This window comes from Bacteroidia bacterium (genome assembly GCA_027493955.1).
Classification (GTDB): Bacteria; Bacteroidota; Ignavibacteria; order SZUA-365; family SZUA-365; genus JAOSJT01.
Window position 1 is genome coordinate 1 of the sequence record JAOSJT010000001.1, and the last position, 21083, is coordinate 21083.

Sequence of the window (21083 nt, forward strand, 5' to 3'; positions counted from 1 at the left end):
CGGACGTCAACGCCGGATATTTCCGTATTTCGATGCGCCAACCCTGATCTTCGGTGAGATGCCAGTGCAGACGGTTCATCTTCAGCAAAGCGAGCATATCGATGGTGCGTTTGATGAAATCCACATCCATGAAATGCCGGCAGCAGTCCAGCAACAGTCCGCGCCAGGGGAAACGAGGAATATCCTGCACTGTAGCCGAGGGGACGGTCCATGCCTTCACGGTGTCCCGACCGGCGGGTGATTCAAAACGCGCCGGCAGGAGCTGGCGCAGCGTCATGACGGCATAGAACGCCCCGGCCTCGGAAGGCGCCGAAATGCGTATGCCGGCGGGGTATACACGCAGTGCGTATGCCTCGGGGGAGACCTCCGCGTTTGCTTCCATGCGCGAGAAGACGATGCTGCCCGGGGCCGCGCTTTCGCGAGGTGCGCGAACGACGGTTGGTCTGAAGGGCGAGACCTGCGCTATCATCCCGGCAAGAAATTCGGCGCTGCTGAGCGGTGCGTGCGCACCGGTATCCACGACGATGACCGTTTTCTCGGTGATGGAAAACGCGCCCGGTTGTATGATGGCCCTCGCCGGCCTCGGTATGAGCGGCGCTTCCGGCGGCGGTGCCGGGGTAGGACCCTGTGCAAGCGCAGCCACGGAAAGCCACAGGAGGACTATTGTACAGGAAAGAGCGTTACGCATCATATCAGCGGACGATTTTATCGAAAGCGATGGAACGTGACAGTTCGGAATCCTGTGTTATCGCGAGCAGTACCCAGGTTTTACTGTCCATACGCTCGTCGGCGAGCACGGAGTATTCGGCTTTCCATCCGTTGTGTGTCGGGGTGAGCACAGGCACCCATTCGTCTATGCGCAGGGAATCCGAGATCATCCCGAGCTCGACGAAGCTCTTCGCCCAACGCTTGTGTTTTTTAAGAAAATCTTTCTGTGCCCAATAGATGCGGTGCAGCGACATGATGTAGGGATATTGCTTGTCGGCGGTGAAATCCGCGCAGTCCTTCGTGCTGTTCACGAAGCGCACCCAGCCCCATTTCTCGGGCCTGTGCATGTCCACGACCCCTTGCGGCGACCACACCCAGTTATCTTCGCTGCTCCCCGGTACTTTTTCGTAGCGACCGCCCTTCACATCGTGCCGCCATTGGACGCGGGAAAAATTCACGCGCCAGGTCTTTCCGGCGAACGACGGTTTTTTCTCTCCGTGGCGATCGAACGCGCTCCAGGGTATAGCCACTTCCGCAGTCCATCCCCGATCGGTATCGGATGGATCGTTTAAAGTCCCCTGCACATGCACCGCGCTGAGCAATCCCTTGATGTCCCAGCTGTTGTCCGCAGGTCCGCCGTCGCGGTAGGGCTTGGGCAGGAAGAGATCCCACACCGTATTCAGGGCGTTCATCTCGAATTCGTAGTAATAATGATTTTTGCCGGAAGGGTTGATGAATATTTCGAAATCATTGTCGTGAAAGATGACGGCGTCCCGCTCGGTCAGGGTCCCCCATACATGCGGCTCGTCCATTTCGGCGAAAAAGTAAAAATAGCTGTCGTCCCACAGCATCTTGACGCGGGTGCGGAATCGCGGCTTCGCTTTGCCCTCGCCCTGGATGTCCACGAAATCCTCGGTCCACGGCGCGGTACCCCAGGCAGCTTCATCCATTTTTCCGTCAACGGTGATTTTCCCGCTCGCTTTCAGACAACAGTAAGTGTGGGGCACGATGGTATAGTAGGGCTCGTCGGGAACGGCGTTGAGCGCGACCAGGGAAATCCGCGGTGCTTGCCGGGGTGTTTCGATGCCGCCCCGCATGGGTGCGGAGTCCGCAACCAGGAATGAAGCAAGCAGGAGATGAAAAAATAATGGGAGCAGAGGCATCGTATTCTCCTGAATTTACTGTTGTGTGCTCCACAAGGACGACGGTTGCGGCCCCATGACAAAATGCAATGTACCACCACGCATGATGTCTTCGTGGCGTATCCAGGGATGCTCCAGGGGATTGCCGTTCAACGTCGCTGCCTGAATATAGACGTTTTCCGGAGTGTTGTTCTCGGCTTCGATGGTAAATACCTTGTCGTCACCCACATCGATGATCACGCGGTCAAGCACGGGACTGCCGATGTCATACACGCCGCCGCAGGGATTGACGGGATAGAAACCCATCGCGCTGAAGACGTACCAGGCGGACATCTGTCCGCAATCTTCATTTCCGATAAGTCCATCCGGTTGATCGTGATACATCTCGCGCATGATGCGGCGGACGAGGCGCTGCGTTTTCCACGGTTGCCCGGCGCGATTGTAGAGATATGCGATGTGATGGCTGGGCTCGTTGCCGTGTGCATACATGCCGATCAGGCCTGTGACGTCACCGGTTGCGCCCGTGCCCTCCAGATCCGAACTCTGCTCGAACAGCGAATCCAGCTTTGCGCAGAATTTTTCCCGTCCGCCCATCAGCCCGATCAGTCCGTCCACGTCGTGCGGAACGAACCAGGTGTACTGCCATGCGTTGCCTTCGGTGTATTCGTGCTGCTTGAGCGTGGAGAAGCGTGGATTGAACGGCGTGCGCCACGACCCGTCGAGATTCCGTCCGCGCATGAAACCGAGATCGGTATCGAACAGAGAGCGGTAGTATTGCGAGCGGTCGGTAAACCGCTGCGCGTCTGCGTGTTGACCAAGCAGGGTCGCGGTTTGTGCGATGCACCAGTCATCGTACGCATACTCAAGAGTTTTCGAAACGGACTCGTTTTCCTTATCGGCAGGAATGTATCGCGGCGTGCTCTGCGGGCGCAGCGTGAAGCGTATCGTTTCGTTTCTTCCTGCATCGTCACGTACTTCAAGGTGTGCGGCACGTTCTTCGCGCGTTGCCTTCATCGGCGTTGTGATGATGTTCAGACCCGGGTACAATGTCGATGTGGCCGTAATGCCGGCATCGCTGGTTACCGTGATCATCGTTGGCTGGCCGAGATGCTCCATGCACACGCGTGCGAACTGCAGCGGCCCGTCCTTGCCTTGCGCCGAACCGACATCGGTGGCCGCAAAGCGACGGCCGGAAAAACTGTGCTTGAACGTCATCACCCAATCCTGGCTTCCTGCGCGTTCGCCCTCGAGCCGGAGCGACAACGGCCGCCCGCTGTCGAACATGCCCTTGGGCAGTATCAGCGTCATGGTACCGAAAAGGTCGCCGAATTCGTCCACCATGTCCGCAGCAAAATGCAGGACGGCGCCGTTCCCCTGCGCGGTCACGACGGAGCTGTCCGCCGTACGCGGTGTGCGGAAAGAAAGAATCTCGCGGCCGTTCACCGACAGGGTGAAGAGATTTCCACCCTTATTGGTGGACATGCCTGCGAGCCAGGCGAGAGCGATGGCACCATCGCCGGCTTCCGCGGGCACGACCGCGCTGCGCCACACAATGGGCATTGCTTCATAAGTCGCTCGGGTCAGGAGGGCCTCATGCGCATCCGGATGGGAGGAATGATAGCCCAGGGTAGCGCCCGATTCCTCCGAAGCGAAACCGCTGATCACTGTGGTGATACCGGTCCAGTCCAGTGTGGAAAGAAGCGTGCGCCTGTTGTTGTTCGAGAGCACGGAGTCCACATCCAGTTCCGATGCCATCGAATAGAATTTCAGGCCGCCTTTCTCCTGCTCCGCGCTGGCTTTCATCGCCTTCAGCGCCTTGTTCGCGTCGATGCCTTCGATCCCTTTGAGTAAAGCATCGGCGATGACGGGCACGGAGTGATAGCCGATCATGCAATTCGTTTCGTTCGCATGCAGCGTCCACACCGGCAACTGACCGCTCTCATCGTAAAAGGCCAGCATGGATCGCACCCAATGCGTGACCAGCCCGGGGTTGAGAATGGTGAACAGCGGATGCAGCGCGCGGAAGGTGTCCCAGAGCGAAAATATCGTGTAATGCTCGTACCCCTCCGCGCTGTGCACACTGTCGTCTCCGCCGCGATAGCGTCCGTCGGTGTCGCTGTACAGCGCCGGAGCGAGCATGCAATGATAGAGCGCCGTCGTGAACGTGCGTCGCATCGCGTCGTCTTCCGCCGCGAAGCTGATTTGAGACAAAGCGTCGTCCCACTGTCGCCGCGCCTGCCAGCGCGCCTGGTCGAAGTCGTCGAAGTAGTCCGCCTCGGCGCGCAGATTTTCCAGGGCGTTTTCCACGCTCACGGACGAGATGCCGACCTTGACGAGCAGGGGATGCTGTGTCGCTGCGCGACCGAACGACAGAACCGCCAGCGCCGAGCGTCCGCTGAATTCATGCGAAGAACTGACGCGCCTGCCGTCCTCGCCATTTGTCACCGCGAGCACAGGCGCCGAAAACTGTGCCGCGAAATACACTCGCTGTAATGGCGCCCAGCCGCTGGAAACACGGTACCCCGTGAGGAGACGATCGTCAACCATCCGCATACCGCTCTCCACCGTACGGTCGTCCTGCCCGTATCCGAGGTCCACGATAATGCGTGCGGAGTCGCTTACGGGAAAGGTATAACGATGGAGCCCGCAGCGACGTGTGGTCGTGAGTTCCACAAGAATGTCATTATCCAGAAGGCGGACCTTGTAGTATCCGGGCGAGGCTTCCTCCCGATCATGAGAAAACGGCGAGCGATAGGTTCTGTCCACACTGCGCCAGGACGTCGTGGGCATGAACAGGATATCTCCGAGATCCGCGCAACCGGTACCGCTCAGATGCGTATGGCTGAAGCCGATGAGTGCCGTGTCGGAATAATGATAGCCCGAGCACCAATCCCACCCTTTTTTACCGGCATCGGGACTGAGCTGCACCATGCCGAAAGGTACAGTGGCGCCGGGATACGTGTGTCCATGCGCTCCCGTGCCGATGAAGGGATTCACGTACTCCACCGCCGACGACTGCGCGGTCAGAAAGAACGTCGGAATGCACAGGAGACTTGCTGTGATAAGGATTGGTCTGAAATATCGCATGCTCACTCGCGGATATGAAGGCCCGAAAAGCGATTTAAAATTGCGAAAATCCGTACAAATAAAATATCACTCGTCAATCTTTACGCTGGACGAAAGGCAAGGATGCGTCGGTGTGAACGGAGCAACTCTCCGTCCATCCCTCGTTCCACGCTCCTCACCTGCGTTGCTCCGATCCCGCGTTCTTACCTTTTCACCGTTTCACCATTTCACCTTTTCACGAAATCACGTCTTCAGCACGATTTTTATGCAACAGAATTCGTAAATCGTAAGTAGTAATTCGTTTACCCTCTTGTCAGGGGTTTGTACTTGATCCGATGCGGCTGATCGGCGGCGATGCCGAGGCGTTCGCGGCGGTTCTGCTCGTACATCTTGTAGTTGCCGTCGAACCACACCGCGGTACTGTCACCCTCGAAGGCGAGAATATGTGTGGCGATGCGGTCGAGGAACCAGCGGTCGTGGGAAATCACCACGGCGCAACCCGCGAAATTCTCCAGGGCGATTTCGAGTGCGCGCAGTGTGTTGACGTCCAGGTCGTTGGTCGGTTCGTCGAGCAGCAGCACGTTGGCGCCTTCCTTGAGCGTCTTGGCCAGATGGACCCGGTTGCGCTCGCCGCCGGAGAGCATGGTCACAAGCTTCTGCTGATCCGCGCCGCTGAAATTGAAGCGTCCGACGTAGGCGCGCGAATTCATCTCGCGATTGCCGAGCCGGACGATGTCATCGCCGCCGGAGATTTCCTGGAATATCGTTTTCTCGGCGTCGAGCGGCCTGCGCTGGTCCACATATCCGAGCCTGACCGTGCTCCCCACGTTGAAGCTGCCGGCGTCCGCTTCGATTTCACCGGTTATCATGCGGAACAACGTCGTCTTGCCCGCGCCGTTGGGACCGATCACTCCCACGATCCCGCCGGGGGGAAGAGAAAATGTCAAATCCTCAAACAGCAGCTTATCACCGAAGGCCTTGCTGACGCCCTGCGCTTCGATCACGACGTCGCCGAGGCGCGGACCGGCGGGGATGAAGATTTCCATCTCCTCATTGCGTTTTTCATGTTCCTCGCTGAGCATTTTCTCATAGGCCGAGATGCGTGCCTTGCTCTTCGCATGGCGGCCTTTGGGATTCATGCGCACCCATTCCAGCTCTTCGGCCAGCGCACGCTGACGCTTGGATTCCTGCTTCTCCTCCAGCGCCAGACGTTCGCGTTTCTGTTCCAGCCAGGATGAGTAGTTGCCCTTGAAGGGAATGCCCTCGCCGCGGTCGAGCTCGAGTATCCAGCCCGCCACGTTGTCGAGGAAATAGCGGTCATGCGTCACGGCGATGACGGTTCCGGGGTATTGCCCGAGATGCTGTTCCAGCCAGGCCACGGACTCGGCGTCAAGGTGGTTGGTCGGCTCGTCGAGCAGCAGCACGTCCGGATGCCGCAGTAGCAGGCGGCACAGCGCTACGCGACGGAGTTCGCCGCCGGACAGCGTGGAAATGGAGGCCTCGGGCGGGGGACAGCGCAACGCGTCCATCGCCATTTCAAGACGCGAATCAAGATCCCAGGCATCGAGCTGATCAATGCGCTCCTGCAGCTTGCCCTGTTTCTCCAAAAGGGCATCGAAATCCGCGTCGGGTTCGGCGAATTGTGCGCTGACCTCTTCGTACGCTTTGAGCAGATCCACGATTTCCTGCACGCCCTCTTCGACGATCTCTCTGACGGTTTTCGCGGGATCGAGCTGGGGCTCCTGCGGCAGATAGCCGAAAGTGATGTCTTTGTTCGAGGTTATCGTGCCGAGATAGTCGTCGTCCTCCCCGGCGATGATGCGCAGCAGTGTGGACTTGCCGGCGCCGTTGAGACCCAGTACGCCAATTTTGGCGCCGTAGAAAAACGAAAGGTAGATATCCTTCAGCACCTGCTTGTTGGGCTTGTGGATTTTCCCTACACCCACCATCGAGAAAATTATTTTATTGTCGCTCATGTACGTGAACCGTTGTTGTGAAAAATGAAAGATACGGCGGCGGACGTGATCGGTGAAAGTGCGGGTTGAGACGAGACGATCCGACGCCTCCCCCATCCCTGTCGGACATTCAGATCGGACTAGCCAGAAAACCGATTTGCTTCGTATCTTGCATTGATATCGGATGAACCGGAGTCCTGGGTATGAAAAAACTTCTCATTCTTGGAGCGGGCACGGCGGGAACGCTGATGCTGAATAAATTGCACGACCTGCTCGATCTCGATCAATGGCAGCTCACCATCGTGGATCAGTTCGAAAGTCATTACTATCAACCGGGGTTTCTCTTTATCCCCTTCGGCGTGTATACACGCAAGGACGTGGTCAAGCCCAAACGTGATTTCTTTCCGCCCGGAGCAGAGGTGATCATGTCGCGCATCGAGCGTATCGAACCGGAGCAGCGACGCGTCCTGCTCTCGAATTCGGTGGTGCTTAATTACGACGTGCTGATCATCGCAACCGGTGCCAGGATAACGCCGGCGGAAACGGAAGGCCTGCTCGGCGATCAATGGTTCAAATCCATTTTCGATTTCTATACGATCGAAGGTGCATGCGCTCTCGCGGACTTCTTCAGGCATTGGGAGGGCGGCAGGCTTGTGGTGAACGTCGCCGAAATGCCCATCAAATGTCCCGTGGCGCCGCTGGAATTTGCTTTCCTCGCGGATTGGTGGTTCACCGAGCGCGGCATGAGGAACAGCGTTGATATACATTTCGTCACTCCGCTCCCCGGCGCCTTCACCAAGCCACGCGCCTCCGCGGTGCTGGGCGACATTCTCGGAAAAAAGAACATCGGTCTGACCACGGAGTTCAACATTGGTCGCGTGGATAACGAGAAGAAAACCATTGTGTCCTGGGACGACACCGAAATTCCTTTCGACGTGCTCGTCAGCATACCTACGAATATGGGTGACGCGGCGATCGAACGGTCAGGGATGGGTGACGAGCTGAATTTCATTCCCACGAACAAAGCCACTCTGCAATCCCTGGAACATGAAAATATTTTCGTCATCGGTGATGCCACGAATCTACCGAGCTCCAAGGCCGGTTCGGTAGCGCATTTTCAGGCGGATATTCTGTGCGAGAATCTTCTGAGCTTCATCGACGAGCGTCCCATGCGCGGGCGCTTCGACGGGCACGCGAATTGCTTCATCGAATCCGGCTTCGGCAAGGGAATACTGATCGATTTCAACTACGACACGGAACCACTTCCCGGAAAATTCCCTCTGCCCGGTATCGGGCCGTTTTCTTTGCTCGAGGAAACGGAGATGAATCATTACGGCAAAATCATGTTCCGCTGGATGTACTGGAATTTCCTGCTGAAAGGCAAGGAACTGCCGATCGAATCGCATATGTCCATGTATGGCAAAAGGCTGTAAGATGGAGGACAACGAACGGCTTCAGCGACAAATCGACGAGGTCAACGGCAAGCTCGACCTCATTCTGGGGGAACTCGCGTTGCAGCGACGGCACCGCCAGGAAATGCAGGATCTTCAGGACGATCTCATGCGCGTCGCGCGCGACATGTATCACGTCACTGTGCGCGAGCTCGAGAATATTCACGATGAAGTGAGCACCGGCGATATCGCCTATCTGCTCAAGAAGCTGCTGCGCAATGTGAACAACATCACCGCGGCCTTCGAACAGATGGAAAGCATCCGCGGGTTTCTTGAGGATTTCGCTCCGGTTTCACGCCAGCTGTCGCTCGACCTTATGCGAAAGCTTCACGAAGTGGAGCAGAAGGGCTACTTCGATTTCATGCGCGAGTTGTTCGCTGTGGCCGAAAGGGTGGTGACCACCTACAATGCCGACGACGTCCGTCGACTCGGTGAGAACATTGTCACGATACTCGACACGGTCAAAAACCTGACGCAGCCGGAAATGCTGCGCGGAGTCAACAACGCCCTGAATGTGTACAGCAACCTCGACATCGTCGTCGCAGAGGATAAATCCCTCCTAAAACTTCTGCGTGAAATCAACACACCGGAAGCCCGCCGCGGCCTGGCGTTCATGATAGAATTTCTCAAAAAACTCACACCCGCCGCCGGGGACCCCTCAACGATTCTTCCACACGACAATACACCCCAACAGCAGGAGCATTGATGGAAACACGTGAATTCGCAGGGAAAGCAATCGCACTCGATGCGGACGGCCACATGGCGAATCGCGCCGAGTGGACCGAAGAAATCGCGGCCGCGATCGCAGCGGACGAAGGCATAGCGGAACTGACGCCGCGTCACTGGCTGGTGATCAATTTCATGCGTAAGGCTTTCGACGAAAAAGGCGACGCGCCGTCCATCCGCCGCCTCACCAAGGAGAGCGGTGTAGACACCAAGGAACTCTACGATCTGTTTCCGAAAGGTCCTGCGAGGAAGGCCGCGAAAATCGCCGGTCTCCCGAAACCCACAGGTTGCATTTAACTATTTCAGGAGCTCAGCACATGGCGGAACCCATTGAAAAAGTATCCATCATCGTTTCGCGCGGCTCGCTCGACGGTGTATATCCTGGCCTGATCATGGCCAACGGCGCCCGTATGGAGGGTATTGAAGCAACCTTGTTCTTTACTTTTTTTGGTCTCGACGCCATCATCAACAAGCGCATGGACAAGATCAAGGTGGCCACAGTCGGGAATCCGGGGATGCATCTGCCGACCATACTCGGCGCCATCCCGGGAATGTCGGCATTTGCCACTGCGCAGATGAAAAAGGAAATGGAAAAACTCGACATTCCCCCGGTCCGTGAGTTCATCGAGATGATTCACGATGCCGGTTGCCGTCTCTACGGCTGCAAGGCTTCCGTTGACATGTTCCATTTGACCAAAGCGGATTTTTGTCCGCAGGTCGACGATATCATTTCCGTGGGACAGTTCTACGAGATGTCTGCCGGAGCCCAGATCATCTTTACCTGATCCGAGTACGCCATTGACGCAAACATGCCGCGGGTAACACCGCGGTTTTTTTTTATCATCCGGAGACGCATGTCTGCTTTCGCCCGAACTCCTTGTTCCTCGCGCGAATCACGTAATGTAAAGCCGTACTTGAGAAGCGTGACGTTCACGTGAAAGCTTCATAGTCTCACCTGTTGGCCACAGCCGCATCCGCGCGATCCGTAGCGGACGCAGCGTTTCGTCCTGATCGGAGTCGCCATGGCGGGATCGTGGTGCCCCGTTTTTCAAACGACTCATCGCGTGCTCTGCAGTTCGTGAATTTTCCTGAACAACAGATCGCGGGCGAACTCGGTGAAACGGCCCGGCTTCCGGAAACCCGATACGAATGGCACATCCGGAACACCCACGGGTGTGTGCAGGATTTCGTAGTGACCGCGGCTATGCAGGAACACACTGCGCTGCATGTCTTCGCGCATTTCGGGGACATCGAACACCAGTTCAGCTTTATCGCCGATGGATTCCATGGTGTGGTACTGGTCATCCGTGGTAAGGAGTGCGCTTCGGACCGGTGTGCCGTCGCCATCATGCGCCTGATGGAGGGGAACGACGGTTTTCTTCAGAACGAGGTCGTTGCCAAAATCGATGGCGACCCAATCCACTTCCCAGAAGTGGCGCCCGAATTCGAGTTTTACCTCGGCATAGCCGTCGGGCGTTGGAGAGACGGGAAGCTCCAGCACATCGTGCCGCATTGCGAGCGGACCGGCAATGTTGAAGTAGTCCCGCAGTTCCCAGCTCTGGTCATTCCGCACAGAAACGGCGATCGGTATGTGCTGATCGCGCGACCAGGCGAGCAATTTTTCCGCTTCGGCCGTTTTCTGCTGTTCGACCCATGCGCCGTACGTGCTGCCGAAATGCTCGTAGAACGCACTCAGAGTATAGTCCAGCCAGAAGCAGTTCTTTGCGCGTATGAGCAGCTTTGCGCGCTGTGCGTCCGCGGGGCAGGGAAAGCGCAGGACCACGCCGTCAACCAGCGGACCATGTTTCTGAATTCTGCTGTCATAGGGCCGCCCGTCCTCGTAGCGCACGAGCCCGAGTACATCTTCACCTTCAAGACTGACGGCGGATGCAGGAGCAACGGGCTCCGCGCTCGCATGGATTTGGCCATACTTGTCGATAAACGTGCGGACGCCTTCGGGATGATCGATGACCCACAGCTCGGCAAGGTTCGTATGCTGAACCTCGCGAACCTCGTTGGTCAGTCGAACGCGGTACTGCTCGTCCACCGCGCGCAGGTGGGGCAGATGCAGGTAGTCGTCCCGTTCAATCGGGGGATATATCGCACCGCTGTAAATTTCTCCCTCGAGCCGCGTACCTGTGCTGTCGTACGCATAGACGAAGGGACAGGACTTTTTCGTTGCGAGTGCGATAGCCGAGACAAGAACCAAAAAACCAAGCAGGCCAAGAAACACGTTTGCTGCGACAGCCCCCGGTCTCGGTTCATCAAATTCCGCTTTGACTATCGCCCGCTGCGGGATGTGCAGCACCTGTTGCGTAGTGTTCAGACCGTACGATGAATCGACATGCACCCTGTAGGTGCGGGTATCGCTCATCCTCTGGTTGTCCTTGTAATACCGTGTCGTTCCGTCGACATTGCGGGTACTCACGCGGGAGAAGAGCAGCGTGTCCCCCCTGATGACCGGGTAGAAGATCGGATACTCTTGACCGCGATAGACCAGTGTCCCGCTGCCTTCGGATATGAGTGTCTCCGGATCGTACTGTACCTCCACGCGGTTATACGTGGAGCAGGCGTGCAGCAGCGCAAGCGAAAGCAGTATGCACCATGCACGCAGATTTTTGTGAGTGAAGAACATATTCGCCTCCATTCTGGCTCTGTTTCGTACCGCCGATGCGCTCCGGCGTTCACGAAATCAGATGTGTGATTCTATCGCATCAGGAGTGCGGAGGCCGCATCGTACGAGTTTGCGAAAATGCGATCTCGCCGCCTCTCGTAGTGCCTGACGGACTGAATCCAGTGAATGTATCTCGATCATGCATGACGCATGAAGAGAGCGCGGTATATTGCCCGTCACCCGGGTGCGGGGGTCAGGAGCGGGAAGATAGGGTCTGGTAATCGAACAACTTCAGTATACCTCTCGATATCGATACGGTCAATGGGTGGTAGCACCTATTTTTATATTTTTCCCTGGTGCTGACCACGCTGAATCCAGGATGACCCCCGCTTCGGTCACATCTGAAATGGTGTGCGCCAGGTAACAGATTGTGCTGCGATGTGTCAATTAACGGTAAACCGAATGTTCGACAGAAGGAAACGGTGTGTCCATCATCAACTCTCGCATTCCTCCTTTCGCAGCGGCCCTCGTGATCGCGATTTGTCCTTGTGGGAATCCGCTGCTCTCACAAACACACGAACCGCTACCCCTGCCGCACGTACGCATTGACACCCATGGCCGGACTATACCCGACGATCCGAAAATCAACGCGCGAATGGAAATCTTTGCCGTGCCTGATTCTTCGATCTCCGGTGGAATCGAGCGCGTGTACGACGGACCGATAGGCATCGAACTGCGCGGGACCTCCTCTTTGGGGTGGCCGAAAAAACAGTATGGCGTCAAAACGCGCGGTGCCGATGGCAAGAGTATCAGCGTTTCGCTCCTCGGTCTCCCGGAAGAGGAAGACTGGATTCTGAGCGCGCCCTACACAGATCGCAGCGCTTTGCGCGACGCGCTCGCCTGTACGCTGGCGCGTGACATGGGATGGTACGCAAGCCGCTTCCGTTACTGCGAACTCACGCTGAATGGCTTGTATCAGGGTGTGTATTTACTGATGGAGAAAATCAAACGCGACGGTAAACGAGTCGACATCGCAAAACTTTCGGCGCAGGACAATGATGGTGATGCCGTGACGGGCGGCTACATCCTGAAATTCGATTACATCGATGCGGACGAGGTAGGATTCTACGGTGCCGCCGATTCCCCGGGCTCCTTTCTCTACATCCATGTCTATCCCGAGGCGACGGACATCACTCCGTCGCAGCGCGGATACATTCAGGATTTCATACGGAGCTTTGAAGCGGTGATGCATTCTCCGCAGGCATCGGACGCACTCAATGGATACGCAACGTATATCGATGTCGCATCCTTCGTGGATTATCTCCTTCTCACGGAACTCACGAACAACATCGACGGCTACATCCGGAGCTGCTACATGCACAAGGACAGGGACAGCAGCGGAGGGAAGCTGACGATGGGGCCGGTGTGGGATTTCAATTATTCGATGGGGGCGGCGCATGAACGCGGCGGGCGCTTCTCCGACGGCTGGCGTATTCATCGCAATCAGGTTCCGTTCTGGTGGCATGTGCTGCTGCGCGACACGGCGTTCGTCGCCCGGCTCGGCGCCCGATGGGCGGAACTCAGGAGTACACTGTTCGACGAACATCGCCTCTTTTCCTGGATCGATTCGGTGACACAGGTCATCCGTCCCGCGTTGACCCGCGATCATGCGCTGTGGCGTTCCTTCGATACCTACATCTGGCTCGATGCCTGGCGCAGCCGCGGCATCGATGAGGAGGCGGATTTCCTGAAATCCTGGCTGCACGACAGACTGCGCTGGATAGATGCACATCTCCCCGGCATAACGCAATGGCGTCCCGCACCGGAAGTCGACGCGCTCCACCGTTTGCTTTCGGTGTACCCGCAACCGTGCGGCGATATCCTGCATTCGGAATTTACTCTTGGCATGTATGGCAATGTCTCACTTTCGGTCGTCGACCTCTTTGGTCGAAAGCGCGTGTCTGCCTCTGCGGGTATACTGGGGATCGGAGGGCATAGCGCCTCGCTGAACCTGAACGGACTTGCCACGGGTGTGTATGTGTTGCGGCTGCATGTCGGGTCGGAAATCGTCGACGCCCGCACCATTACAATAACACGATGAGGTTATTGTGAAGCTCCCGAAGCCCACGATACTTTTTCTTGTCATAGCATGCACCTTGCAGATGATGCCGGACTTGCAGGCACAGTGGATGCTGCGCCTGGATGCGGGACTGCTGCAGGGTAACGCGATCGTCGGACCGGCGTCCGCGGATCTTACCGAAGCAGCCCGCACAGGTGTACTGCTGGGCGGCGGAGTTGAAGTACCGGCTACAACGCGACTTACCGTCTCGTTGGAGGCGGCCTGGAGGGAACGGGGCGTCTACCGCTACTATCGTGAGCAGATGGTGGAGGAGCACCGCTATCGGTGTGTGGACGCTTCCGCGGTGCTGCGCTGGTCGCCGGCGGATGGTGCACTGCGTCCGCATGCGCTGCTGGGAGCGGGACTGAGCTTCATACTCGATGCCCTTGTACAGTTCGGCTTTCATGAGCACTTCAATTTCATTCAGGGAACGGACGGGATACGCACGACCGTGCCCTTCGTCGTGCTTGGAGCCGGATTGCGGTATCAGCTGCCCGGTGCTCCCACCGTGGGAGTCGAGGGCGCCTGGCAGCCCTTCTTGTCGGATATCTACAGAAATGCTGCGGCGGGCGGACATTCGTTCAAGGCGCGCGATGTGCTGGTGTCTTTCTCGATCGCGCTGCCGCTTGGTGTCGAGGATCGGGATTGAGCGGGTGCGTCGCACCGCGAGACCAGCGCGACTGCGAGAGATCGCCCTCCTCCTCCGAAACTCCACGATCATGCCCTACAACCGCTGTCCGTCCACCTTTGTCCGGCCGCCTAGCTCCACAGCATTGAATTCCGTTGATGCGCTGCGTACTTTTTCCTGTTGAATTCCACTCACCCGAAAGGAACACGCAATGACTTCATACATCCCCGAAGGCTGGGGCACGATGTCGCCCTACCTCGTCATGAAAAACGCCGCCGCGGCCATCGATTTCTATGTCGCCGCCTTCGACGCGGAGATACTCTCCCGCATGAACATGCCGGATGGCGGTGTGGGGCACGCCGAACTACAAATCGGTAATTCGAAATTCATGCTCGCGGACGAATTCCCGGATCAGGGATATCTGGGTCCGGAATCCATCGGCGGGACGCCGGTGAGTTTTATGCTGTACGTGCAGAATGTGGATGCCGTGTTCGCGCGCGCCGTCGCCGCCGGAGCCACGGCGCTGCGTCCGGTGGAGGATCAGTTCTACGGCGACCGCGTCGGTTCGGTGAAGGACCCTGCCGGTCACATCTGGTCCATCGCCACGCATATCGAGGATGTGCCCTCGGATGAAATTGACCGGCGATTCAGGGAGATGATGAGCGGGCAGTGAATATGATGCAATGACAAGGATTGCCTCACCGAGCTCCGGAGGCTGAGGGTATCCGCCGAGCCGGTTCGTAGAGTGGCTGCAAAAAAATCGGCGCGGGGTATGTACCCGCGCCGATTCTGATATCCTGCTGCGTAGTATGGTGAGTTACTTCACCACCACCAGACTCCGTGTCTCCACGGCGTTCGAGGTTTGCAGGCGATAGAGATAGGTGCCAGCGGGCAACTGCGAAGCGACGAATTGCGCTTCATGAACACCCGGCGGCAGGGCGCCGTCCACGAGGGTTTTCACAAGCCGCCCCTGAATGTTGTACACGGACAGCTTTGTCTGCCCGCCCGGCACGCTGAAACGGATATTCGTCACAGCACCCGCGGTGAGCGACACGGGATTCGGGTAATTCTGCTCCAGCGCGAATCCCGCCGGCACACCGCCGCGGCTTACGCTCACGGGTGCCTGCACGAACAGCGGCAGGGTTTCCCATTCGCCCTTCAAAATCAGAGCGCTGTCCGAACGCCGCACACCGAACCACTGTTCGAGCACGCTGGCGTAGGTTTGCTTGAAATCATACTGCTGCTTGATGTCGCCGTTGCGGTCCAGATCCGAGAGATTGGGGTTGTCGCCGTAGATACCACCGTGGACCTCCGGTCCGACGAACAACATCGGCGCAGCGGTGCCGTGGTCGGTCCCCGCAGTACCGTTCGCATCCACGCGGCGACCGAACTCGGAAATCGTCATCACCGCTACGCGGTCCTGCACACCGAAGAGCTTCAGATCGTCGAAGAAGGCGGCGATGGCGTTCGAAAGATTGCCCAGCAACTGTGTATGCCGCGGAGTGCTGCCGCTGTCCTGCTGCGCGTGCGTGTCGTAACCCTTCTGCGACACAACGTAAATCGGTGTTTCCAGTCCGCCCGCGATGAGGCGCGCCACGATTTTCAGGCGCTCGGCCACATCGTTGCCGGTCGGATAGACGTTGTTGTTCGTTACCGTGTTCGCGGCATCGCGGACGGGACGCGCGTACTGATTCGCCTCGAGTGCGATGTTGCGGATGTATTCCAACTCGAGCCCCGCGGGAGTGCTTGTATCCGGCGGATCGCCGCCACTGATGTCCGTGCCGGAGATGATGCGGTAGAAGGTCTCGGGATCGTAAATGGCCATGCTCATGCCCATGGCGTGACCCTGCATCATCAGCGACGTTGTGGTGCCGATTTCGATGGCGAGCGGATGCTCGGGTGTGACCGACGGATCGGGATAGCCGGGGAAGCGATGGTCGAGATAGCGGCCGAGCCAGCCGTCTTCCAGAAAGGTGTTCTGATCCACGGGGGAATTGTTGTTGCTTCCGGTGAACCAAATGTCCGTTGAACGGAAATGCGAACGATTGGGATTTGCGTAACCCACATTCTGTACCACGGCAACCTGGCCGTCTTTGTACAGGCGATCAATACCGGTGAGCGCGGGATGGAAGCCCAGCGTGTCGTTGATACGCAGGGAATTGGTGATTGCCAGACTCCCGCGCGCATTGTGGTACAGGCTGTCTTCAAAAGGGACAATGGTGTTCAGTCCGTCGTTGCCGCCATCGAGTTGTATGACGACGAGTACACGCCCGGTGCCGGCGGACATCGCCGCACGGGCAAGCGAAGGTGCGTTTGCATAGGCCTTGACCGCGAAGGGGTCGAACATGCCGATGGTGCTGGTCACCACGCCGGCCGCGATGCCGGTTTTGACGAAGTCTCTGCGTTTCATAACTGTGTCCTCGATTCGTTGTGGTGATGGCTTCAGCAGAGTTGCGACTCGCTCAGGCGCAGGATGGCCTTGAGCAAATCCTTGATGTGTCCGTCCGCGCCGGGAAGGTTGATATTCCACTCATATTCCGGCGCTCCGGCGAGCAGTTTGTCGAGCAGAATTTCGAATTGATTCGTGCTCAGTTTGAGCGGCACCATGTAGGCCAGCAGATCGGATATCATCTGTCGCGCGTTGTTCGGATCGGACAGGGTGGAAACAAAGGCAACCGGGTCAACGCTGAATTTCGGGGTGGGGCGCATGGTGCCGAGTACGAGCTCGTCCGCCACCGACCAGCGGCTCGCGAGACGGCTGGCACTGATCCAGTTGCGATACCCGGGCCAACCCTTGACGTTGGGAGCTTCGAGGAGTTGCAAGCCGAGCGCGGTGCACACCTGATAGATGTAGCGCACGTTCGTCGTGGAAATATTCATCTGCCGGATACTGCCGATGTAATACTCCATGGGCGACGTTACGTGCGCACCGATGTTGGCGGTTTCGAAGAAATGCTCGCTCTTGAGCAGTGTTTCGAGAACCGGACGGATCACCCAGTTGTTTGCGATGAGAATGTCCGCAAGCTGTGTGATGATGGTTTCATCGGCGATTTCATACACGAATTCGCGATACAGTTTGCGACAGATGAACCCCGCCACTTCACGCGGATGCTCTTCGAAAATGATATCCACGATGTCCGCATACCCCCAATTTCCTGTGCGGCCCATGAAGGTTTTGTCCGTGCTGTCGTAACGGTTGGCGATGAAGGCGGCTTCGCTCTGATGGTACTTTTTGGTGCCGACGGGACTGGTGCCGGTTTCTTTCAGTGTCCATCCGGTGAGTGCGCGTGCGGCCTGCTTGATGTCCTCTTCGGTATAACCGTTGCCTTCGCCAAGTGTGTGGAGTTCCATCAACTCGCGCGCATAATTTTCGTTCGGGCGCTGCCGCGTGTTGTACCACCCATCGAGATAGATCAGCATGGCCGGGGAAATGGTCACGTCCTTGACCATTTGTTTGAAATTCCCGAGCATGTTCTTTCTGAACAAATCGATGAACCAGTAGTTGAATTGCGGCTGCCGTACGGTGGTGGATTCCGTGGCCCAATGATCGTGCCAGAACAGCGTTATTTTTTCCCGGATGGAGCGGTCCTGATTCAGGAGCAGTCCCGTCCACCAGTCGCGCATCTCCGCCATGCGTTCGTTGTTCGTTCTGTCGTTGTTGGTGTTGTCGTACCAGTACTCCTCAGTGACCCAGCTGCCCGGTGGGTTCGGTGCGGCTGTGTCGGCGAGCAGGAGGTCCACCATCTGCGCCGGGGTCTTGGTAAGAGCGAAGTCGATGTCGCTCCGCGTCGCACCGAACATGGTTCTGCGCAGGAGGTATCCGGCGCGCTGGCGGTCCCAGGGCTTTTCCGGAGAAGGGGTGTACGGGGTAAGGCCCGCCGTGACAAGACGGGGCAGGGCAAGCGGCTCCGGCAGACCCTTGAGACTGGCGTCGCGTTCGGCGAGCACGCGCGCGTGGACGCGTGCGGCATCGGCGTGCGCCGCCATCCCGCCGCCGGTGCGGCTCTGTGATGGGACACTGGCACGAGGTTCCATAGTGGCTTCCTGATTATTCTGAAATGGCGGCAGGCAATTAATAGCAGACATGATATGTCCGAAAACGGAAATAGTCAAGTGGCTGCATTTGCCAGGTGCGGAACGGTCAAGGTGCGGAGTGGGGTTCGGGGAAAAAAGATGGACAGCGGTACGCTCGAAAATGTTACATCCGTCCTCTCGGCATTCCTCGCGGCACACGCTGCGGCAAAGCCGACGCGGATGCGCACGGGACGGTGCCGCGTGCATCAATAGTAGTTCCCGCCAACGACGCGGGCGCTATTCTCTGAAATCATCGTTACCTTGCATCAGGAAAAACCGACAGGAGTACACCCCCATGCGCATCGCCGCCGACATCAACATTCCATGCATTGAAATAGCCCTCGACGGGGTGGGTGAACTCCGCCGCTTCGACTCCCGCAATCCGGATGAACTGCGTGCTGCGCTCCGCGGCGCGGATGCTCTGCTCTGCCGCTCCACGATCCGTGTCAATGAGGAACTGCTCCGCGACAGTAATGTGCGCTTCGTCGCTACCGCGACGTCCGGAGTGGAGCATCTCGACATCGCGGCGCTGGAAGCCAGAGGAATTACCGTCGCGTCCGCCGCGGGAAGCAACGCGCGTTCCGTGGCTGATTGGCTTACCGCATCGCTCTTTTTCCTTCGAAGTGATTCGTTGCTCATGTTCGAAGGAGCAAGCATCGGCATCGTGGGCGTGGGCCACGTCGGGAAGGCGGTGTACCATGCGGCCAAAGCCCTCGGACTCTCCGTCGTCCTCAATGACCCGCCGAGGGAACAGCGAGGCGAAAAACCCATACCGGGCGAAAATATCGTGTTTTCCTCGTTCGACCGCGCGCTCGACTGCGACATCCTGACCCTGCACGTGCCTCTCGAACGCGGCGGTCCCTTCCCCACGTATCAGATGATGGATATGGCGCAATTCAACCGATTGGGCGACGGCGGCATCTTTATCAATGCCGCACGCGGTGACGTCATGCGTTCCGACGCAGCCCTGCTCTACGCCGACGGGGGAGACATTATCGTGCTGGACGTCTATCCGAATGAACCCGACATCAATCCGGCCTTTCTCAAACAGGGACACATCGTGACCGCGCATATCGCCGGCCACTCCTACGACGCCAAACTCCTCGGCACCCAAATGGTGTACGACGCTCTGTTTGCCTGGATGGGACGCGTCCCGCGCTGGAGGCATGAGGCCCATCTTCCCGACCTGCAACCGGTATCGTTCAGCGGCCGCGATGCCTTCAGTCCTTTCGACGAAGTGTATGACGTCACGCGGCAGATTTACGACATCTTCGATGATTACTCACCGATGTTCGGTATGTACTTCGAGGCACCCGAACACCGCGTTGCGTATTTCGAACGCATCCGCGCCGAGTATCGCGTCCGCAGGGAGTTCCACCGCGCCACGGTGAAAGCCGGCAGTCTGTCGCGCGATGCCTGCGATATACTCGGAGAACTCGGCTTCCGTATCGAGCCGTAGCGCGCACTCCGTCGCTCCGGGCACGCCGCCCGCAACCTTTCCTCCTCCTCGTGCATCCAACGGGTATGTAACGGAGGAACGTATGTCTCTCGAAATAACACACGACACGATAATCGAAGATCTGGTAAGCGCATATCCCAAATCCGTGGTCTACCTCATGGATCACGGCATTCGCTGTCTGCGTTGTGGTGAACCGATCTGGGGTACGCTTGCCTCGGCCATGGAGGAGAAAAACATTCCGGTCGAACGCCAACACGAACTCGTGCAGGGACTTCGGGACTACCTCCTCCAGGCCAGCTCTCAAGACACAGGAAAAGACGCATGAAAAACGTACAAAAAAAGCGCCCATCCTCTTCGCAGAAATCGTCCGGAGGGATAAGCCCCTTCGCCTGGGTGATCACCGGCTTCGCGGTGGTGATCGTCGCGATACTCGTCATCGATAAATTACACGAAGCGGAACCCACGACCATACAGCGGCCCGCGGCTGGTGTACAGCAGGGGCAGCAGGGAGGCATGGGCTCCGCGCCGGCCTTTGAACTCCCGGATATTCGTGGCAAGAAAAAATCGCTCGATGCCTACAAGGGCAAGGTCGTCATGCTGAATTTCTGGGCGACATGGTGCGGACCCTGCAAGCAGGAAATTCCCGATTTCATCGAATTGCAAAAAGAGTACCGGGACCAGGGTTTCGAAATTGTCGGTCTCTCGCTCGATCAGCCCGGACAGGAAGACGTTGTCAAACGCTTCGTCAGGGAAAAGGGCATCAACTATGACGTGCTCTTCGACAATGGCTCTGTCGCTCAGGCCTACGGCGGTGTCCGCAGCATCCCCACCACCTTTCTGATCAACAGGGACGGCGAAATCGTCAGCTCCAAAGTCGGCCTGCAGCCCAAATCCGCCTGGGCCACCGCGATCGAAGCACTGTTATAGCCTGTCCGCCCCAAGCGCATGTGAGTCGCTGAGACGGGATGAACCGTGATCGTGAAGAGGTAAAGGGTGAAGGGTAAAGAGTAAAGAGTAAAGGGATCCTTTTCGTAACCATTTCACCTTTTCACCCTTTCACCCTTTCACCATCCCCCCCGCGATTTGTTCACATCTCTCTCGTCGCTACATTTCCTTCCGAAGCAGATACAACATCCGGGAG

Annotated in this window: 17 protein-coding genes; 10 read left to right on the forward strand and 7 right to left on the reverse strand. The window is 57.7% G+C overall.

Annotated features, from left to right (window positions below):
- The 4 genes from M5R41_00005 to ettA form a co-directional block, all read right to left on the reverse strand.
- The coding region (locus M5R41_00005) for a family 20 glycosylhydrolase (GenBank protein ID MCZ7554769.1) at positions 1-691 on the reverse strand (691 nt) is incomplete at its 3' end.
- A 1-nt stretch (position 692) separates the two neighbouring features.
- A complete protein-coding gene (locus tag M5R41_00010) occupies positions 693-1871 on the reverse strand; it encodes a carbohydrate-binding family 9-like protein (GenBank protein MCZ7554770.1) in 1179 nt (392 codons plus the stop codon).
- Positions 1872-1886: 15 nt separating this feature from the next.
- Complete coding sequence (locus tag M5R41_00015) at positions 1887-4937, reverse strand: GH92 family glycosyl hydrolase (protein MCZ7554771.1); 3051 nt, start codon at positions 4935-4937, stop codon at positions 1887-1889.
- 281 nt (positions 4938-5218) lie between these two features.
- Positions 5219-6892 (reverse strand): energy-dependent translational throttle protein EttA, encoded by a 1674-nt coding sequence (gene ettA / locus M5R41_00020; protein MCZ7554772.1) that lies wholly within the window; start codon positions 6890-6892, stop codon positions 5219-5221.
- Between the two features lie 182 nt (positions 6893-7074).
- On the opposite strand from ettA, the gene M5R41_00025 reads away from it, so the two are divergent.
- The 4 genes from M5R41_00025 to M5R41_00040 are packed head-to-tail and all read left to right on the forward strand — an operon-like array spanning position 7075 to position 9833.
- Positions 7075-8304, forward strand: coding sequence for an NAD(P)/FAD-dependent oxidoreductase (locus M5R41_00025; protein MCZ7554773.1), 1230 nt, complete (start codon positions 7075-7077; stop codon positions 8302-8304).
- Positions 8288-9028, forward strand: a complete 741-nt coding sequence (locus M5R41_00030) for a DUF1641 domain-containing protein (protein ID MCZ7554774.1) — start codon at positions 8288-8290, stop codon at positions 9026-9028. Before M5R41_00025 ends, M5R41_00030 begins: the two co-directional genes overlap by 17 nt.
- Complete coding sequence (locus M5R41_00035; GenBank protein MCZ7554775.1) at positions 9028-9345, forward strand: TusE/DsrC/DsvC family sulfur relay protein; 318 nt, start codon at positions 9028-9030, stop codon at positions 9343-9345. Before M5R41_00030 ends, M5R41_00035 begins: the two co-directional genes overlap by 1 nt.
- Positions 9346-9365: 20 nt before the next feature.
- The gene (locus M5R41_00040; GenBank protein ID MCZ7554776.1) at positions 9366-9833 is read left to right on the forward strand and encodes a DsrE/DsrF/DrsH-like family protein; all 468 of its coding nucleotides are present in this window, start codon (positions 9366-9368) and stop codon (positions 9831-9833) included.
- A 272-nt stretch (positions 9834-10105) separates the two neighbouring features.
- Here the strand turns inward: M5R41_00040 and M5R41_00045 are convergent, their stop codons facing one another.
- Entirely contained in the window at positions 10106-11683 is a 1578-nt protein-coding gene (locus M5R41_00045; GenBank protein MCZ7554777.1) for a hypothetical protein, read from the reverse strand.
- Positions 11684-12146: 463 nt separating this feature from the next.
- Between M5R41_00045 and M5R41_00050 the strand changes: the two genes are divergently transcribed.
- The 3 genes from M5R41_00050 to M5R41_00060 all read left to right on the forward strand — a co-directional run bounded on the left by M5R41_00050 (position 12147) and on the right by M5R41_00060 (position 15082).
- On the forward strand, positions 12147-13763 hold the full coding sequence (locus tag M5R41_00050; protein MCZ7554778.1) for a CotH kinase family protein: 1617 nt from the start codon (positions 12147-12149) through the stop codon (positions 13761-13763).
- Positions 13764-13770: 7 nt separating this feature from the next.
- Positions 13771-14430, forward strand: a complete 660-nt coding sequence (locus M5R41_00055) for a hypothetical protein (protein MCZ7554779.1) — start codon at positions 13771-13773, stop codon at positions 14428-14430.
- A 190-nt stretch (positions 14431-14620) separates the two neighbouring features.
- Positions 14621-15082, forward strand: a complete 462-nt coding sequence (locus M5R41_00060; protein ID MCZ7554780.1) for a VOC family protein — start codon at positions 14621-14623, stop codon at positions 15080-15082.
- A 144-nt stretch (positions 15083-15226) separates the two neighbouring features.
- Here M5R41_00060 and M5R41_00065 read toward each other — a convergent pair whose 3' ends face one another.
- Together M5R41_00065 and M5R41_00070 are read right to left on the reverse strand one after the other, a co-directional pair.
- On the reverse strand, positions 15227-16819 hold the full coding sequence (locus M5R41_00065) for a DUF1501 domain-containing protein (GenBank protein MCZ7554781.1): 1593 nt from the start codon (positions 16817-16819) through the stop codon (positions 15227-15229).
- 32 nt (positions 16820-16851) lie between these two features.
- Complete coding sequence (locus tag M5R41_00070) at positions 16852-18444, reverse strand: DUF1800 domain-containing protein (protein ID MCZ7554782.1); 1593 nt, start codon at positions 18442-18444, stop codon at positions 16852-16854.
- Positions 18445-18778: 334 nt separating this feature from the next.
- Between M5R41_00070 and M5R41_00075 the strand changes: the two genes are divergently transcribed.
- From M5R41_00075 to M5R41_00085, 3 genes are all read left to right on the forward strand, one after another.
- Positions 18779-19942: a 4-phosphoerythronate dehydrogenase gene (locus M5R41_00075; GenBank protein MCZ7554783.1), complete on the forward strand. Its 1164-nt coding sequence runs from the start codon at positions 18779-18781 to the stop codon at positions 19940-19942.
- 82 nt (positions 19943-20024) lie between these two features.
- Entirely contained in the window at positions 20025-20267 is a 243-nt protein-coding gene (locus tag M5R41_00080) for a DUF1858 domain-containing protein (protein ID MCZ7554784.1), read from the forward strand.
- The gene (locus tag M5R41_00085) at positions 20264-20869 is read left to right on the forward strand and encodes a TlpA family protein disulfide reductase (protein ID MCZ7554785.1); all 606 of its coding nucleotides are present in this window, start codon (positions 20264-20266) and stop codon (positions 20867-20869) included. The genes M5R41_00080 and M5R41_00085 overlap by 4 nt, the downstream gene beginning before the upstream one ends.
- Positions 20870-21083: the final 214 nt, after the last annotated feature.

Bases quoted from the DNA above. Each gene is read 5' to 3' on its own strand.
- M5R41_00010 (MCZ7554770.1), bottom strand. From the start codon at position 1,871: ATGCCTCTGCTCCCATTATTTTTTCATCTCCTGCTTGCTTCATTCCTG.
- M5R41_00015 (MCZ7554771.1), bottom strand. From the start codon at position 4,937: ATGCGATATTTCAGACCAATCCTTATCACAGCAAGTCTCCTGTGCATT.
- ettA (MCZ7554772.1), bottom strand. From the start codon at position 6,892: ATGAGCGACAATAAAATAATTTTCTCGATGGTGGGTGTAGGGAAAATC.
- M5R41_00025 (MCZ7554773.1), top strand. From the start codon at position 7,075: ATGAAAAAACTTCTCATTCTTGGAGCGGGCACGGCGGGAACGCTGATG.
- M5R41_00030 (MCZ7554774.1), top strand. From the start codon at position 8,288: ATGGCAAAAGGCTGTAAGATGGAGGACAACGAACGGCTTCAGCGACAA.
- M5R41_00035 (MCZ7554775.1), top strand. From the start codon at position 9,028: ATGGAAACACGTGAATTCGCAGGGAAAGCAATCGCACTCGATGCGGAC.
- M5R41_00040 (MCZ7554776.1), top strand. From the start codon at position 9,366: ATGGCGGAACCCATTGAAAAAGTATCCATCATCGTTTCGCGCGGCTCG.
- M5R41_00045 (MCZ7554777.1), bottom strand. From the start codon at position 11,683: ATGTTCTTCACTCACAAAAATCTGCGTGCATGGTGCATACTGCTTTCG.
- M5R41_00060 (MCZ7554780.1), top strand. From the start codon at position 14,621: ATGACTTCATACATCCCCGAAGGCTGGGGCACGATGTCGCCCTACCTC.
- M5R41_00065 (MCZ7554781.1), bottom strand. From the start codon at position 16,819: ATGAAACGCAGAGACTTCGTCAAAACCGGCATCGCGGCCGGCGTGGTG.
- M5R41_00070 (MCZ7554782.1), bottom strand. From the start codon at position 18,444: ATGGAACCTCGTGCCAGTGTCCCATCACAGAGCCGCACCGGCGGCGGG.
- M5R41_00075 (MCZ7554783.1), top strand. From the start codon at position 18,779: ATGCGCATCGCCGCCGACATCAACATTCCATGCATTGAAATAGCCCTC.
- M5R41_00080 (MCZ7554784.1), top strand. From the start codon at position 20,025: ATGTCTCTCGAAATAACACACGACACGATAATCGAAGATCTGGTAAGC.
- M5R41_00085 (MCZ7554785.1), top strand. From the start codon at position 20,264: ATGAAAAACGTACAAAAAAAGCGCCCATCCTCTTCGCAGAAATCGTCC.